General features: G+C 61.2%; 16 protein-coding genes. 8 read left to right on the top strand and 8 right to left on the bottom strand.

All coding sequences use genetic code 11. From position 1 onward, the window contains the following. The coding region (locus FY036_RS24015) for an AAA family ATPase (RefSeq protein ID WP_328593090.1) at positions 1-392 on the top strand (392 nt) is incomplete at its 5' end. Between the two features lie 314 nt (positions 393-706). On the opposite strand, the gene FY036_RS00590 is transcribed toward FY036_RS24015, so the two are convergent. Next, positions 707-1,126 (bottom strand): DUF6647 family protein, encoded by a 420-nt coding sequence (locus FY036_RS00590; protein ID WP_148912785.1) that lies wholly within the window; start codon positions 1,124-1,126, stop codon positions 707-709. A gap of 278 nt (positions 1,127-1,404) precedes the next feature. Further along, a complete protein-coding gene (locus FY036_RS00585; RefSeq protein ID WP_161601059.1) occupies positions 1,405-1,902 on the bottom strand; it encodes a lipocalin-like domain-containing protein in 498 nt (165 codons plus the stop codon). Positions 1,903-2,070: 168 nt separating this feature from the next. On the opposite strand from FY036_RS00585, the gene FY036_RS00580 reads away from it, so the two are divergent. From FY036_RS00580 to FY036_RS00560, 5 genes are all read left to right on the top strand, one after another. Continuing rightward, positions 2,071-3,738: a winged helix-turn-helix domain-containing tetratricopeptide repeat protein gene (locus tag FY036_RS00580; RefSeq protein ID WP_148912783.1), complete on the top strand. Its 1,668-nt coding sequence runs from the start codon at positions 2,071-2,073 to the stop codon at positions 3,736-3,738. A 264-nt stretch (positions 3,739-4,002) separates the two neighbouring features. Further along, on the top strand, positions 4,003-4,221 hold the full coding sequence (locus FY036_RS00575; RefSeq protein ID WP_148912782.1) for a helix-hairpin-helix domain-containing protein: 219 nt from the start codon (positions 4,003-4,005) through the stop codon (positions 4,219-4,221). 344 nt (positions 4,222-4,565) lie between these two features. After that, positions 4,566-5,708, top strand: a complete 1,143-nt coding sequence (locus tag FY036_RS00570) for a glycosyltransferase (RefSeq protein WP_148912781.1) — start codon at positions 4,566-4,568, stop codon at positions 5,706-5,708. Between the two features lie 53 nt (positions 5,709-5,761). Further along, positions 5,762-6,259 carry a GNAT family N-acetyltransferase gene (locus FY036_RS00565; RefSeq protein ID WP_148912786.1) on the top strand — a complete coding sequence of 166 codons (498 nt, stop codon included), beginning with the start codon at positions 5,762-5,764 and terminating at the stop codon, positions 6,257-6,259. 415 nt (positions 6,260-6,674) lie between these two features. Continuing rightward, positions 6,675-7,448: an SDR family oxidoreductase gene (locus FY036_RS00560; protein ID WP_148912780.1), complete on the top strand. Its 774-nt coding sequence runs from the start codon at positions 6,675-6,677 to the stop codon at positions 7,446-7,448. 141 nt (positions 7,449-7,589) lie between these two features. Here FY036_RS00560 and FY036_RS00555 read toward each other — a convergent pair whose 3' ends face one another. From FY036_RS00555 to FY036_RS00530, 6 genes are all read right to left on the bottom strand, one after another. Further along, positions 7,590-8,051 (bottom strand): ASCH domain-containing protein, encoded by a 462-nt coding sequence (locus tag FY036_RS00555; protein ID WP_148912779.1) that lies wholly within the window; start codon positions 8,049-8,051, stop codon positions 7,590-7,592. An 887-nt stretch (positions 8,052-8,938) separates the two neighbouring features. After that, on the bottom strand, positions 8,939-9,706 hold the full coding sequence (locus tag FY036_RS00550; protein WP_148912778.1) for an ABC transporter permease: 768 nt from the start codon (positions 9,704-9,706) through the stop codon (positions 8,939-8,941). Beyond that, entirely contained in the window at positions 9,703-10,467 is a 765-nt protein-coding gene (locus FY036_RS00545) for an ABC transporter permease (RefSeq protein WP_148912777.1), read from the bottom strand. The genes FY036_RS00550 and FY036_RS00545 overlap by 4 nt, the downstream gene beginning before the upstream one ends. Then, positions 10,464-11,255 (bottom strand): ABC transporter ATP-binding protein, encoded by a 792-nt coding sequence (locus FY036_RS00540; RefSeq protein WP_148912776.1) that lies wholly within the window; start codon positions 11,253-11,255, stop codon positions 10,464-10,466. The genes FY036_RS00545 and FY036_RS00540 overlap by 4 nt, the downstream gene beginning before the upstream one ends. Then, positions 11,252-11,974 (bottom strand): GntR family transcriptional regulator, encoded by a 723-nt coding sequence (locus FY036_RS00535; RefSeq protein ID WP_148912775.1) that lies wholly within the window; start codon positions 11,972-11,974, stop codon positions 11,252-11,254. The genes FY036_RS00540 and FY036_RS00535 overlap by 4 nt, the downstream gene beginning before the upstream one ends. Further along, positions 11,971-12,906, bottom strand: a complete 936-nt coding sequence (locus FY036_RS00530) for an ABC transporter substrate-binding protein (protein WP_148912774.1) — start codon at positions 12,904-12,906, stop codon at positions 11,971-11,973. Before FY036_RS00530 ends, FY036_RS00535 begins: the two co-directional genes overlap by 4 nt. A gap of 92 nt (positions 12,907-12,998) precedes the next feature. On the opposite strand from FY036_RS00530, the gene FY036_RS00525 reads away from it, so the two are divergent. Continuing rightward, positions 12,999-13,964: a fumarylacetoacetate hydrolase family protein gene (locus FY036_RS00525; RefSeq protein WP_148912773.1), complete on the top strand. Its 966-nt coding sequence runs from the start codon at positions 12,999-13,001 to the stop codon at positions 13,962-13,964. A gap of 32 nt (positions 13,965-13,996) precedes the next feature. Beyond that, entirely contained in the window at positions 13,997-14,770 is a 774-nt protein-coding gene (locus FY036_RS00520) for a cyclase family protein (RefSeq protein ID WP_148912772.1), read from the top strand. Positions 14,771-16,294: the final 1,524 nt, after the last annotated feature.

Genomic DNA, 16,294 nt, shown 5'->3' with positions numbered 1-16,294 from the left:
AGCTTCGCGACGATCTCTTCGGGCTTGTGCTTCTTCTGGGGCATTCCAACGTCCTCTCTATCGGCCAAATAGCCTACTTCAGGGAGGACCACTTTTCAGGAGGCAGGCCAGGAGTTCCTGTCGTGTTCGATTTCGGAGGCAACACAGCAAAGGACAGAGCATGGGTGCGAGAGGTTTTCGAAGCCGCAAACGCGGCGCATCTCCTGCACGTCATTCCTGCGAGCGACGAACGGTGCCTTTCGAACATCCATCGCCGAAACGTGGAGAAACCGCCTGGCCTCTACTGGGGGAGCGTGAGTGATGAAATGTTCCATGCGATGACCCGCTACTTCACGACGCCGCAGCCTTCGGAAGGGTTTCACATCAGGACGCATCCACTCACGAAGCCCTAGCACCAAGGGCCGTCTTGAGGCCGCCTACCCGCTTTCTGGGAGCTGCCTCCACTTGAAGGTTCGAAGGTCGCGAACGACTTCCTACGGCGAGCCGGTTCAATCGAGGTGGCGCTACGGTGTACCCACGGCGGCTTGTGGTGGTCATCTTGGCGATCGTGTCGCAGAGGGCGGGTAGACGTCATCCGGTGCGCGGTAATTCAAAGATCGCGTTGTGTCGTAGTTCTCAGCACGCGCGGGGCAGTTCGATCGCGGCGGCGGGAAGCAGACGAGCGCCGCTACCGTTGAGCAACACGAATCTTGTGGAGCGCTGCTCCTCACCAGAGGCAGTTGGTCCGTAGCTTGAGCGAAAACGCATCGATGCCGAAAGATTTCTCGAGCGACAGGCCGAACTGGCTAAGCCAGCGCTCCTGCGCAGCGTAGGCCCTTGCCTCGGCTTCCTCCGGACAGCGGTGCAGGGTCCCCGCCTCGCGCTGGAGATGATGAACGATTTCGTGGACGAGCACGGATAGATCGGCAGGATCACCGCCATCCCAGGTGTCCGGCAGTACAATTGTGCGAGTCACGGGATCGTAGACCGCCACCACCTCGTCCACGTCGGCGACGTCCGCTCGGCCGTAGCGCAGGGCGGCAACCTGCCGCTGATCGAGGAACCGTACGCGAGGCATTGACTGGATTTCCGCCAATCCGTGCGATGCGCTCAGCCATATCGAAAGTGCGACGACGATCTCGATCATGGTTACGCTCCCATCTGTTCAAGCCCGATTTCAATGGCGTTGAAAAAGGTGGCCGCCCGCACGGCCTGCTCGCGTTGCAGGCCCTTCAGGTTTCCGCCTCCATCTTCCGTCGGCCGCCTGTGCCCGCAATCAGAGAACGACCACCTCTCTTCCGGGGCCTTAACGGGAAGGACACGCTGCGGCGGCTCTGCGCCGCAGGCCATCCGGCCGCGCTTCAGGGCATTGCTTGCGGGATCGCGACCGACGCCTCGCCGACAGCCGGCCGCGAGAAGGAAAGCTCAGTGGAGCCGTTTCCAAACTACGTGGACGTTGCCCGGGCCGATTGTTGGTACGGGATTGACGTAGGACCAAGTGTCGCCGTCGATGGTGAAGGCGCGGATCTGCTCGTCGCCGTCCCAGTTCGGGAAGGTGCTGGCCTCAACATGGAAGGTCACCGTGCCGGCGCCCTCGTCGACGGTATACCGGCCGTAGGCGGCGTTGGCGCCCTTGCCGATCGCTTCGTATTCAGCCGCCGTGCCCTTCATCCGATTCCCGGACGCGTAGAGCGGGAGCTCCTCGCGCAGAGTCACGACCGCGAACCGCCCGTTGTGTGACATGATTTGGATACCACGCGGTTTTGGACCGAAGACCTGGATCTTTTCGTCATCGCGATGGACATCGAGCGACACTAGCGACCATGCGCCGACGAGCCGGTCGCTCGCGTTGATCTCGGTTGCCGGCGCCGCTGATGGCAGGGCAACAGCCAGGGCTACCGAAAGGAATGCTACAGGTTTCATTTTGATTTCTCCTGATGATCTGTGCTGTCGTCCTCGGCGTCGGCGGGGGGCGGCGCAGGGGACGCAGGAAAACGTGCAGCACCGTTGGGCAGGGCGCATGTAAGCGGGCTGCAATCGCCCTGCATTGTCGCTATTATTTCCCGATCGCATGCCATCTGGGAGCGCGCGATGACGGGACATCGTTTGGCGGGCTACAGGTTCGGGCCGTACCTACTGAATCTGGACAGGCTGCGCCTGCAGCAGGACGGCGCCGACATAGAGCTGCGGCCGAAGGCCTTCGATGTGCTGCGTATGCTGGTCGAGCAGAACGGGCGTGTTGTTTCCAAGGACGAGCTGGTTGCTGCGGTGTGGCCGCACGTAATCGTCAATGACGACGCGCTCGCGCAGTGCGTACGGGACATCCGGAAGGCGCTTGATGACGATGGCGAACGGTTCGTGCGCACCGTGCCGCGCAGGGGTTACGAGTTCGTTTGCTCGGTCACGCCTGTCGGGGCGATTACGATGCCGGCGGCAACCGCTGGCACGGAGACGCGTTCAACAGGATGGCCCCCGCGGACGGCGCCCTCGATCGCGATTGCTGCGGTAATCGTGGTAGCGGCAGCGATGGCAATCTGGCAGTCGGGCGTTTTCGGTCGCCAGATGCCGCAGGCGAGCGGCGCCCAGCTGAGCATCGCCGTGCTTCCCTTCGCCGCCAACCCGGACGAGACCTGGCACGGCGACGGCATAGCCGAAGACATCACGACGGCGGTGTCGCGCTTCCGCAACCTGACGGTGATTGCTCGCACATCAAGCTTCCGATTTCGCGATGCCGGCGCGGACCCGGTATCGGTGGGCGACGACCTGGGCGCCTCCTACCTGTTGACCGGGAGCGTACGCCGGGCGGGGGACAAGGTTCGCATAACGGCGCAACTGGTCGACGCCAAGAGCGGCGCCAGTCGCTGGACGGAGAGCTACGACCGTTCCTTCGCAGACGTGTTCGACATCCAGCAGGAAGTGGTGGACAGCGTGGCTGCGCAACTGGTGGTTCATGCGGTCACCGACGCTGCGGCCAAGCTGTCGGGCCCGCCCGCGAGCATGCGGGCCTATGAGCTCGCGCTACGAGCGCGCGCATCCTACCGACAATTCAGCCGCGACAGCTCGCTTGAGGCATGGCGGCTGGCTGAACAGGCGATTGCGCTCGATCCGAACTATGCGCCCAGCTGGGAGACCCTGGCGGCCGCCAAGCTGCAGTTCTACATCCAGCCCTACGGGCCCAACCAGCATAGCCCCGAAATACTGAAAGAGGCGCGCGAGGCGGCACAAAGAGCGGTCGCGCTTGACGGCAATTTCGCAACCGCGCATGCCATGCTCGCCTTCACCCAGATGTGGTCGCGGCAGTATGAAGAAAGCATCCAATCAGTGAAGAAGGCAGTGGCGCTCAATCCCAACGACTGGGTAGGGCAGGGCATCTACGCCAACATTCTCATGTTCTCCGGCCGCTACCGCGAAGCCGTCGAAGCCTTTGACCAAGCGATGCGCTTCGATCCGTACGCGCCAGCCCTGAACCTGGCGTTAAAATCAATGCCGCTGATCATGCTCGGCGAATTCGACCATGCGCTGCGCCTGACCCGGAGTTGCGCGGAACGCGCGCCAAGGCTCTTTGCCTGCTGGCTGTATCGCGCGGTGGCGGAGAGCCAGCTTGGCATGGACGACGAGGTGGCAAGAACGCTCGCCACGATGCACGAGATCTATCCCGCCTTCACCATATCGCGGCATATGCACGCGGTGCCGTTCCGGGACAAGAAGGAGGAGGAGCGCCTGGCCGCGTATCTCCGGACAGCTGGCCTTCCCGACTAGAAAGGGGAGGGGCGGGGTCGGGGAAGATGGACTCGCTAAGATTATCCACCGTGCTTTTCTTCGGCTAGCCAGCCCACCTGCCGAAAGGTTGCAGTGTCTGCACGACGTCTTTGCCCCGGTAGATGAACCGGATCGGTCGCTGGGGCATAGCAGGAATGGATGTTGACTATGGTCAGTATCCGGAGCTTCCGGCCCGTGGCCATCTGGTCGAAACACTTGCCCTGCAAATGTTGTTTATGTTTCTGATTAAGTGAAAGGATATCCATGTCGCCGACGCCCGATATGCGCCCGGTTGGCGATCTGCCTGACGAGATCGGCAAGACGGCTGCGCGCGAACTCTCCCACAATGGCATCACCACGCTCGCGCAGGTTGCAAGCCATTCAAAGAAGGAGTTACTGGCCATCCATGGTATCGGCCCCAAGGCGATACGCATACTTGGAAGGGCTCTAGCCGCGAAGGGTCTCAGCTATAAAGACCCTTAATCGGCCGGAACAGATGTGCCATTCGCGCCGCAAGCACAAGGCCTGCCCTTCTCCTTGCCACCCACTGGAGACCTTTCGTGCCGGCGGCTGTTGATCCGGCGGCAATCGACAACTTTCAAGCTGTCTAGTGGCGTGCTGGATCGTCCCAGAGAGCGGTTCCCAGGGGGAATTTCCGGAAGCTCGCGAGGCCTCCGAGCACCAGAAACAGCTATGTGTTGGGGAGAAAGAAGCGTCATCCACTTCCAATGCTAGCGTGTAGCAGGCCGGCGGGGTTGCGGCAAGCCCCCGGTCATCGCCTATCAACACGGCCCTCAACCTCAACCTAAAGGAAAAGGGTACAGCAAATGCGTGTATTGTTGGCGACATACGGCTCGCGCGGCGACGTCGAACCGATGGTGGCCCTCGCGGTACAACTGCGGACAATGGGGGCGCAAGTGAGCGTGTGCGCCCCACCCGATGAGGAGTTCAAAAACCTGCTGGCGCGCTTCGATGTGCCGCTCGTGACGTTTTCAAAGACGTGGCGTTCCAGGTCGGAGGGCTCATCGACGGCGGAAGATCAGATCTTTAGCGTGGATGATCACGTCGCCAGCTATATCGCGGTTACCTATGACACGCTCGCGGTGGCTGCTGAAGGGTGCGACATGCTCGTGGCGAGCGGCATGCTGCATTTCACGGCGAGATCGGTTGCAGAGCTGCTGGGCATTCCTCATCGGTTCGCGGTCTTCTGTCCCACATTGCTGAACGCGCAGCCCTGGCATGGGCTGGTGGTTGCGCCGATCAACGCCCATCGCGCTTCCATCGGCCTGCTGCCGATGGATAATGTCCACGAATTCATGTTTACGGGTCGACCATGGCTGGCGGCAGATCCCACTCTTGCCCCGTTGCAGGCTAAGGCGGGACAGGCGATCGATCGGACCGGCGCATGGCTTCTGGAGGACGAACGACCGCTTTCAACAGAACTCATGAGATTTCTGGATGCTGGCCCACCCCCTGTCTACCTGGGCTTCGGCAGCATGCGCGTTCTCAACAAAGATGCGCGCGTTGCGATCGAGGCGATCCGCGCTCAGGGCTTTCGCGTCCTCCTCGCCAGTGGTTGGTCTGGCCTGACCCCAATGGACGATCAGGATGACTGCTTTGTCGTCGGCGAAGTCAACCAGCAGGCATTGTTTTGTCGAGTGGCCGCCGTTGTGCATCACGGCGGTGCGGGCACGACCACCACGGCTGCTCGCACCGGCACCCCCCAAATCGTCATACCTCAAACGGCGGATCAGCCGTACTGGGCCGACCGGGTCGCAGAACTGGGCATCGGCGCGGCACAAGACGGGCCGTTGCCCAACCTCGTTTCACTTTCGAAGGCCCTAGAAATCGTCCTTCATCCCGATACCCGCGCACGAGCGGCCGCAATGGCCGACGCGGTCCGAACGGATGGGAGCGCTGCGGCTGCCGAGCTGGTATTCGACGCGATCTCTCAGAAGCAGCCGTCCTAACCGCGAACAACCGCTAGGAGATACCCTTGATCGAGTTCAGTCCGCCCCGTTCGATCCACGTTCGTCCGGAAAGGTCAAAAGATGCTGTCATGATATGCGAGGTGACGCAGGCGGCCTTCGAGCAGGCTGAGTATAGTTCCGGAACCGAAGGAGCCATCGTAAGGGCCCTTCGCGAAGCAGGGGCGCTAACAATCTCCCTTGTTGCCGATGAAGAGGGAGATATCGTTGGCCACGTCGCCTTCTCCCCGATCGTGGTGGAAGGGATTGAATCGGGTTGGTTCGGGCTGGGGCCCGTTTCGGTATCTCCCGATCGGCAGGGCACTGGCATCGGCGCCCGGCTCATCCGCGATGGCTTGGCTATGCTTCGGGCCAAGGGAGCCTGCGGATGCGTCGTGTTGGGCGATCCACGCTACTACGAACGCTTCGGATTCCGGGAGGATGCACGGCTCCGTTACCCCGGCGTACCGCAGGAGTACTTCATGGCTCAACCCTTTGGGGATGAGGTGCCCACCGGGGAGGTGGCCTATCACCCCTGCTTTGGCGCGGCCTGAAGCGTGTTTCCTGACCTTCGATCCGCATCGGCTCGTGGATCGCGGTCTGCAACGTTGATCGCCGCGGGGTTCCTGCGAACCCTGCGGCGAGTAGTCCCTCGGGATTGTTTGCCGTAACTTCCAGTCCGCAGACCCACTCCCATTTGACAGTTTTGCTTCAGCTACATCCCCCGCTCCGAAAGGGAATTCGGCGGCGGCTCAGGGGCCGGGTGCCGAGAGTCAGGATTTCGCCGACAAACTGAGAACTCCGCCGTTCCCCAAACGGCCCCATTTCGGACGGGCCTGAGTGTCTTTCCGAATGCCGCCGCTCAAAGTGTGTGAGTGATCTCGGTCGAAGCAGCCGATGGGCGAGGATTGACAGCGTTCTGGAGCCGGCTGATCCTATCTACGACAGGTATCCAGCAGGGGTCCGCAGATGTCGACCTTTCTTATTACGGGAGCAAGCGGGGGGATCGGGTCGGCGGTGAGCCAGCGCCTCGCCAAGTCCGGGCACCAGCTCGTACTTGCCGCGCGCGACGTCGACCGCCTCACAACTCTTCAGAAATCCTTGCCTGGCGACGGACACCGGGTGATCGCTGTCGACATGGCATCGGACCAGTCGGTCGCGAAGTTCTCAGAGCGATTGGAAAGTCTCGATTTGGAGCTGGACGGAGCGGTGCTCATGCCGCCGCAGCCTCACGCCGCGAATGATCCATTACCTGACCCGGAAGTGTGGCGGACCCTTTTCCAGTCCAGCTTCATCGGCCCGCTCGCCACGCTGAAGGCGGCTGTTTCGCGGATGCGACCCGATGTGACCAGGGGGCAACGCGCCAAGATCGTGATCATTTCAGGCATTTCATCCGCGCAGGTACTTGGACACTACGCGACAAGCAACGTTATCCGCACCGCTTGGTTGGGTGAGGCAAAGACCTTGGCGTTTGCGTTGGGGGACCGCAACATCCACATCAATACGCTTTCGCTCGGCGGAACACTAACGCCCGTCTACCGCGATTCGATCGCCAGACGGGCGGCAGCCGCGGGGCAGAGTTTCGACGATCGGCTGGAAGCCGAAACCGACAACGTGCCGCTTCGCAAGTACGGCGAGCCTTCCGAAGTGGCCGTTGCTGTCGAGGGTCTACTCTCCTCGTTCAGCGACCACATGACCGGCCTAAACATATTGCATGATGGCGGCTTCACTCGCGCCTACTGAGCTCGAGACCATGGTCCTGCGCAGGAAGCGGCTCACCACGCGTCGGGCCTCGACGCGGCGTTCGGGAACAGGGCCCGATCTGCGCGGTCACACTGGGCCGGCGATACGCCACGCCATGGGGGACGAACCATTGGCGCTACTCTAGGTCTCCGTGAACCGCTTCAGTTCATATACGACCCTGAACCACTCGCAGATTATCGGTGTGTCGTCGCAGAACGCCTGGCCGTGCCGCGCGGCAGATACCTCGTACAAAATGCGTGTATTCGACCTCCACGTCGGCAAGGTCAGGTCCCATTCGCCGTAGTCAAATGCCAGCGCCTCGTCAGCAGCGGAAAACGGGATGACAGCGACACGCTCTGTCTCAAGGATCGCGCAAGGTGCGCCTCGTCCATCGAGCAAAACACTGAGTGCGCCGACAAACGGGATGCGTCCGTCGGGAAAATCCCAGAACGCGGCAGACGTAGCAGTCTTCTTGCCGGCGAGGACTGCGGCTGCGCCATTGTCCGCATCCGCAGGATTTGTTCCGATCACCATCGGAGCGAAGAACCGATGCTCCTCTCCGGGAAAGGCGTCCGAGAGCAAAACTTCGAGCTTATTCGCCATCGCTCGCGACACCAGTGCTGGAAGATGGTCTTACCGTGGCTGCAACATGTTCACGCTAGAGCAACGGGCGGCTTATCGGAAGCCGTTGGAGTGTGTAGTGAGGCACCACCCATTTATTTGTGCGTTTGCGGCTGCGCGTTCTCCCCCTCCATCATCGCATCGGGAATGGCCGCTTTCAGGTCTGCTCGGCGATGATTGGCCGAGAGTGGAACGCCGCAGAGCACTACCGCTCAGGGGCCGGTGATCCCAAGTATGCTAGCCTGCAACCCGCGCTCCCAGAGATCATCTGTCACCAGCACGACTGACTTTCGACGCCCTTCCCGAACGACGACGGAACGGAATCCTGCATAACCCCGCAGTGATCCGTTTTGCGTCTTGACGCACCAGCCGGGCGCAGAGTTCGTCACGTCGTGCGGCAATTGGCGCCCAACTTGCGGTTAGCGGGGACCTCCGTCTTCTGATCCCGTGGAAGCTCGCGATATCCGTTTCGGAGGAGACGGCGATACCGACTGGGTGGCATTCCCGGCTTCTGCTGAATCTCCGGATCAGGTGCGGGCGATGAGAGAAGCAAGTCATCAAGCCAAAGTCCGTTTGCTGAGTGACGTGTCAGCCAAAAGCGCACGCGCCCTTTTGGTGCGCCTCTCCGGCGTTTCGGGGGCATCAATGGCGCATTGAACCATCGGCGCTGGTCGGCCGAGGAACAAGCGCGAATCCTGGAATACACTTGCACCGGGCGCGGGGGTGTCAGCGTCTGCACGCCGCAATGCCCCACCGTCGGCGTGCGCGCGATGGTGGTGACCAGGCCGATTGCCCGACCGAAATGCGTGGTGCCCATGGCGCCCACCCCGCTGAGCCCAGGGCGAATAATCGGCTGCCAGGATGGTGCCTCAGCGCGAACGACTACGCCATACGAGCAGACGCGCCTCCAGCAACCCGATCGCGACAGCTGTGGCGTAGCCAAGAAGTCCAAGCAGGATCACGCCAGCATATAGATCGGGAGCGCGGAACGATCGGGCTGCCAGAAGGATCCAGGTGCCGAGACCATCCCTCCCGGCGATCATTTCACACACGACAGACAGGATCAGCGCTACCGTCAGCCCGAGACGCATGCCAGCCAGAATGTCCGGACTCGCAGAGGGCAGCGCGATCTTGCCTATGACGGCAGCACGCGAGAGACCCAGAGCACGTCCGACTTCGTAGAGACGCGGCTCGACTGCCGAGAAGCCATGGACCGTGGCCAAAAGTACAGGCCAAAGGGCTCCGAAGGCCACAACGGCCAGCACCATACCGTCGGAAAGGCCAAGCAAAGCGATTGCGACCGGTATGGTCGCAGAGGCCGGCAGCGGCCGCAGAAATTCCAGCATCGGTGAGAGGTAGGCACGCAGGCGTGGTGACGTGCCAATCGCGGCGCCCAGCGCGACGCCCACAAGCGACGCAACCAGCCACCCCCAGAACATGCGCTCGACTGTGGCGAGTAGCTTCACGTCGAGATCACCGGTGGTAAAGCCGCGCACCAGCGCCATCCAGGCCCTGTCGGGTCCAGGCAGGAAGACAGGATTGACGAGCCGATTGTCAGCCACAACCTGCCAGATCCATACGAGACCCGCAGCTGTGACAAAGCTGGCGATGAGCCAAAGGAACCGCGACCGGTTCATCTCGCGACCTCGACGCGTGCGGCGCGGCCTAACAGCCTTTGCTGCGCAAGGGAAAGCAGGGTGTTGAGGGACCAGCCGACAATGCCGATCCAGACCAGATAGGCGAGCATAAGGGCTGGCTGCAGACCCTGCTGCGCGACAAGAATGCCGTAACCGAGCCCGAGAGGATTGATCGCAATCTCGACGGTGACAGCAACAACAAGCGCAATCGCCGCCGCCAGCCGGAAGGCCACCAGAATACGCGGAAGCGCGGCAGGAAACACGATCTTGCTGATCCTCGCCCATGGTGACAGCCGCAGCGCTCGGGCAACCTCCATCAGCCGAGGCTCGATCCCTGCCATGGCAGACCGGGTATAGATCATGACGGGCCACAGGCACGAGAACGCGACGATCGCGATCTCCATCGTGTATCCGAAGCCGAAGACCAGCAGAGCGATAGGCAGGACGGCCACGGAAGGAACCGGGCGGATCACTTCGACAGTCACCTCCATGAGGTGATCGACCGGTCTTACGAGACCAAACAGAATGCCGAGCGCAAGGCCAAGCAATCCTCCGATCGCAAGACCGGCGCCTGCAGAGATCAGCGTATCGCGGGTGGCCGCGAGCATCGATCCGTCGAGAAGCGCGGCAGCTAGCGCAGCAGCGATGTCACTGGGAGCGGCCAGCGACATCGAGGTGGACCCATTGATACGCATAGCAACCTCGGCAGTTGCGATCAGCGCGGCAGGCACGACCAGACCTTTCCACCAGCTGCTGTTCATCCCTCAGCCTTCTCGATGAAATCGAACAGCTGCCGGCGCAAGCGGAGGAACTCCGGCATCTCGCGGGTCTCAAGCTGGTTGCGCGGTCGCGGCAGATCGACAGAAAGGTCGATGCCGATGCGGCCGGGATTGGCCAGGAGCCCGATCACGCGGTCGCCGAGATAGACGGCTTCCTCCAGATCGTGGGTCACGAAGAAGACGGTCGTGCCGGTCTCCGCAACGATCGACAGCATCTCGTCCTGGAGACCTTGCCGCGTCATGGCGTCCAGCGCGCCGAAGGGCTCGTCCATCAAGAGAACGGCCGGCTCCTGCGCCAGGCATCGCGCGATCTGGATGCGCTGCTGCATACCCCCAGACATTTCCGTGGGGTATTTATCCTCATGACCAGTCAGACCGACCTTTGCGAGCAGCAACCGGATGCGGGCAGGGCGCTCGCTGCGCGGTACCCCAGCCGCCTCCAGCGCCAGCGACACGTTCGCCGCAGCGGTGCGCCACGGAAGGAGCGCCTTGCCGTAATCCTGGAAGACGATGGCAACGTCGCGACGCGGCGCCGTCAGTGTCTCGCCCAGAAGCCTGACCGACCCGCCATTGGGTCGGATCAGGCCGCCAGCCATGCGCAGCGCGGTCGTCTTGCCGCAGCCCGAAGGGCCGATGATGCAGACGATCTGGCCTCCGGCCACATCCAGCGACAGCTCATTGATGACCGTGCGGTCCCCGAAGGCGAGCGTGACACGATCGAACGAGATGACCGGAGCCGACCCGCCTTGTTGAAGCTGGGTTTGCATCATGCCTGGGCATCCATGTCTTTGCTGCCGTAGACGATCTGAAGTGTCTGACGCAGGTGCTGGGCCAGTTCCGTCACCGCGCTTTCCACGTCGCGCGCCAGGATGGTATCGGCCAACGTCTTGTGGGCATCGAGAAAGGCGCCGTGCTCGCCGAACCGGCTCATCATCGTGCGTCGGTAGCGGTAAGCCTGATCGTAAAGGTCATCGTGCAGCCGCAACAGCCGATGCGATCCGCAGGCCTCGAGCAGCGACCTGTGGAACGCCTTGTGCAACCTGTCGAACTCGGGGCTGCCTTCCCGCATCGTTGCAGGGTCTCGTTCGACAGATCGAGACAGGCGGTGCAGCGACGAGAGGATGCCGACCTCCCAGTCATCTCCGCCGTCGCGTATGGAGCGCCGGAGCGCCTCCGTCTCGATCATGATGCGAACTTCCGTGATATCGACCAGATCGGCTTGCGAGACGCTGGCGACCCTGAAGCCCTTCTGGCCAATTGCCGAGATGAGTCCACGCGAGACAAGGCGGGAGAGGCCTTCGCGAAGCGGTGTCGCGCCGATGGCGTAGCGCTTCGAAAGCGCGTGTATTCCCAAGCGATCGCCTGGCTGCAGATGTCCGCCTAGGATGTCTTGTTCCACCAGCGCTGCCGCTCGCTCGCTCAACGTTCCGGAGGCCGCCGAACGAGCGGCCTCCTCGAGCAGTTCGGGACCGGCCTTGGCCTCGGTCATTTCTGAATGAGTGTTGCTGTGTCGGGTGAGCCCTGCAGCATGTTTTGCTCGTTCATGGTGGTGACCCACCAGTCGAGCTGCTCCTGGTCGAGCTGCGGATCCGACACCGACAGCTTCATCGACGAGAGCACCTCCATCGGAATGTTCGTAAAGCCTGCTATGGCTTGACGACCCTTATCGGGGTTTTCGTTCACGATGTCTGCTGCCTCTTCGATCGATGCGCGAAACGCCGCCAGAGCTTCGGGATTGGCATCGGCCCATGTTCTGGTCGCTGCATAGAATATAGCGGGTCGGCGCTCAGGTAGGGTTTCAAGGAAGTATCCGGCGACCTGACCGGTCCCGTTAGCGATGATGCGCGACATCATCGGCTCTGCGGTCACGACCGCATCCACGGCGCCCGACCTCAAAGTGTCGTCCATGGTCGGAAACGTCACCTCGACAAAATCAACCTCGCGCGGGTCGACGTCATTATCGATCAGCCACTTCGAGAAAAGCACCTGCAGGAAGGCTCCGATGCCGGGTGCACCGACCTTCTTGCCGACGAAGTCCTGCGGCTTCTCGATCCCGCTTGCCGAAGTGGCCACTACGCCAGCCGTGTCAAACGTGGTCGCAGACGTCGAGCTTGCTCCTGCGACAGCGACAAGATCGAGACCGCCGTCGACAGCCTGCAGGAAGACCGAAGGCGTCGGCCCGCCGATCTGGATCGAGTCGGAAAGCAGTGCTGCCGGAATGTTCGAGTTCAGTCCGACCAGCGTCATTGTGACGTCAAGGCCGTTTTTTTCAAAAATGCCCTCCGAGAGGGCAACAGCCGCCGATGCACAATCAGTCGTCGCTGTACATCCAACATTGATAGACGTCTGCGCGTGCGTCGCGCCCGTGAACGCCGCAGCGAGCATCGCCACGCCAAGCGCGGTTACTTTCAATCCAGACATTCCTTCCTCCCGAGATTCAGCTTCCCATTGGTAGCCTTTTCAAATATCGATAAAACCATAATATATATATTACGGCAAGTCGGAGGTTGTTCATGAAGCTCGCTACATTCAGGACGGGGACGGGCTTGACACATGTCGGCATCGTCCATGACGACGCGGCAACGCTCTTCGACTTGACCGCGTCCGGAGACGGTGACGACAGTTTTGGTTCCATGCTCGCCCTGATCGATGGGGGAGAGGCTGCTCTGGACCGCGCGCGGAATCTTTTCAGGTCAGGCAGAACCGACGCTCAGTTGAACCTTCGGCTTGAGGACATCCAATTGCTGGCGCCTTTGCCCGAGCCGCGCCAGATGCGCGATGGGATGAGCTACGAAACGCACATCCGCCAATCAGGTCGCGGGATGCGGCACCTGATGAGTGGGGGCGACATGCAGCAAGTTGCGGATGCGGAATTGCCGCCGCTGGCCGATGTCTATCGCGAGATGCCGATCTATTACATCACGAACCGCATGGTCGTGCAGGGACCTGGCGCCACCATCACCTGGCCCCGCTACTCGAAGGTGATGGACTACGAGCTGGAATGGGGCATCGTCGTGGGCAAGACGGGCGCAAACATCAGTGAGGCGGATGCTCGCGACCACATATTCGGCTACACCGTCTTCAATGATTTCTCCGCACGCGATCAGCAAGGAAAAGAGATGCCCGGCTGGCTGGGACCGGCCAAGGGCAAGAGTTTTGACGGCGGCAACGTCCTTGGACCCTGGATTGTGACAAGGGATGAGATCCCCGATCCTTATTGTCTCTCGGCGGCTGTGCGGGTGAACGGCGAGACGCGATGCGAAAGCACCACAGCGGGCATGCTGTTCTCCTTCGAGAAGATTCTTGCGCACATGTCGCAGGACGAGACCGTTTTCGCTGGCGAGTTCATAGGGTCTGGCACCATTGGTAATGGCTGCGGCCTCGAGACCGGCCGCTTTCTGGAAGATGGCGACACCGTCGAACTCGAGATCGAGAAGATCGGCGTTCTGAAGAACAGGGTCGTTCGGCCCGTCGCCTGACCCATCTGGAATATCTCAAGGAGGAGGCGTTCATGACCCACCGTATCGTCGATCTGTCAATTCCGATTGCCAACGACATCCCGGCCGACCCGCCGATTCAGGTCCCTGCGATCGAATATATCGACCATACGCAAAGCCTGCCGCAGCTTCTGCCGTTTTTCCCCGGCCTGAAGCCTGAAGAACTGCCGGATGGTGCAGGCTGGGCTGTCGAGCGGGTCACGCTGTCGACCCACAACGGGACGCACCTTGATGCGCCGTGGCACTATCATCCTACCATGAACAATGGTGAGCCCGCATGGCGCATCGACGATATCCCTTTGGAATGGTGCTATCAGCCCGGGGTTAAACTGGATTTTCGTCATTTCCCGGACGGATACGTCGCGACTGCTGCTGACGTGGAGGCCGAGTTGAACCGGATCGGCCATCAGTTGCAGCCGCTTGAGATTGTTGTCGTCAACACCTCAGCTGGCGCGAAGTTCGGGCAGGCGGATTACGTGGCGAGCGGCTGCGGCATGGGCTACGAGGCAACAATGTATTTACTTGACCGCGGTGTGCGCGTCACGGGCACGGATGGCTGGAGCTGGGATGCGCCGTTCATCCACACGGCGAAAAAATACGCCGCAACCGGTGATGCGTCGATCATCTGGGAAGGGCACAAGGCTGGCCGCCACACTGGCTACTGCCACATCGAAAAGCTGCACCGGCTTGAGGAATTGCCTGCGACCGGCTTCATGATCTCGTGCTTCCCGGTCAAAATCGAAAAGGCGTCTGCAGGCTGGTGTCGAGCGGTGGCGATCTGCGACTGAACGCGTGTAAATCCGCAGCGCCCTGCCGAATGAAAATTTCGGACCACATCTGGCCCTACGGCATCAAGTCCAGAGACTGCTGGAGGCGCAAGGCAATACTCTCGAGCATCATCACCTGACCACACGGGCCGACACCGACACATTGAAGACAGAGCATCGTGCTGACACGGCACCGCAGGCGTTTATCGATGGCAAGCGCGTAGGGGCTATGACTCTCTCCGGGAGCGTTTCAACAGGACGGTGATCCGCGAGGGCGACAGGAAGGCGAAAGATGCCGGAGGCTCATATGAGGGAGGCGCCATCAGATAGCTTTCCGGATGGCCGGTTCCGGGAGAGGATTACTGCCGGCAGAAAAAAGGCCGGCGCAAGCCGGCGAGGTGTTGGGAAACTAGGTCGCGGGGGGATACCGCGCTTATATAACCAGGGAAGGGCTCAAAGGTTCCGGGAAAAATCGGAAACGGCCTGGTCGCCCACACAGCCATCCCGCGCTTGGCCCTCGACACAGGGGTTGCTCTCTGCGTAGCGCAATGAGTACGACACGTCGCATCGCCCGCCACAATGCAGGCATGGGAGAGCCAGCGCGCCGATGTGACGCCACACCCTCGTCGGCGGGTTCCTCGACAAAGGAAAAGCCGGCTTACACCGGCTATTACCCGAAGCTCTCGCTCCTAGAGGCCCCATGGGGCATGTGCCTGACGCCCACGCATAACGCAGACTTGAATTTCGTTCCAGAGAGCGGATTGAACATGCCCACGCTGCTCAAGCAGGGATCGTAAGGTGCTGCCGGACGTGACTGCATAAGATGCTCACCACTGCCGGCGCGACGCCCGAGGGCCCATCTTCCGGCGTTATGATGAGCGGTTGGTAGCGGCTCTACATCCGTTCCCTTCCATCACAACGCGGTTTGAAACCCGCGACCCGACAGCTGAACCCCACCCTTTTTTGCCAGCCAGACCGCATAGCCGATGAGGCATGGGCATCGTCTATGAGTACGACCAACCAAAGAGTGCTGACGAGCTGATCCAGCGGATCCAAGTCATCACTTGCGTGCGGCCGCGGACAGTTCCGACAAGCGAAGCGTGCGTGCCAACGTTGGAGCAGGGCACTCCTCATTTGCAAATGGAAGCCATCTGACCGCGCGCGGTCATCACTATTGAAGCAGAGCTCACCAATCGTGCCGGCAATTTAAACTGCATCAATGCGGGATTTCTGCGAGATCACTACGCCTTTGATAACAGATCGCAACTCGCCCCTTCCTGTCCAAAGCAACACCATTCCTTAAGCCGATCTAAAACTTTTGAATGCGAGATGAATGTTGAGATGATCCGCAAGGTCAGAGGCTTGGTCCCTTGGAAGAGAAAGAGCTGCACGCAACAATCCCCCTGATGCGCCGGACCCTAGATCTGCTGCCCGACTGGCCTGCCCCTATGAGGTGGTCCGGTTTCAGTTTTAATGCATGATCGGCTTTCCGGCCATTGCCTGTGCAGATGGTGGTGCCGTTCTACGGTTCGGCGCCGGCCAGAT

It is taken from the genome of Neoaquamicrobium microcysteis (assembly GCF_008180155.1).
Lineage (GTDB): Bacteria > Pseudomonadota > Alphaproteobacteria > Rhizobiales > Rhizobiaceae > Aerobium > Aerobium microcysteis.
The sequence above is the reverse complement of the archived record's forward strand: the minus strand, read 5'-3'. Positions and strand labels throughout refer to the sequence as shown.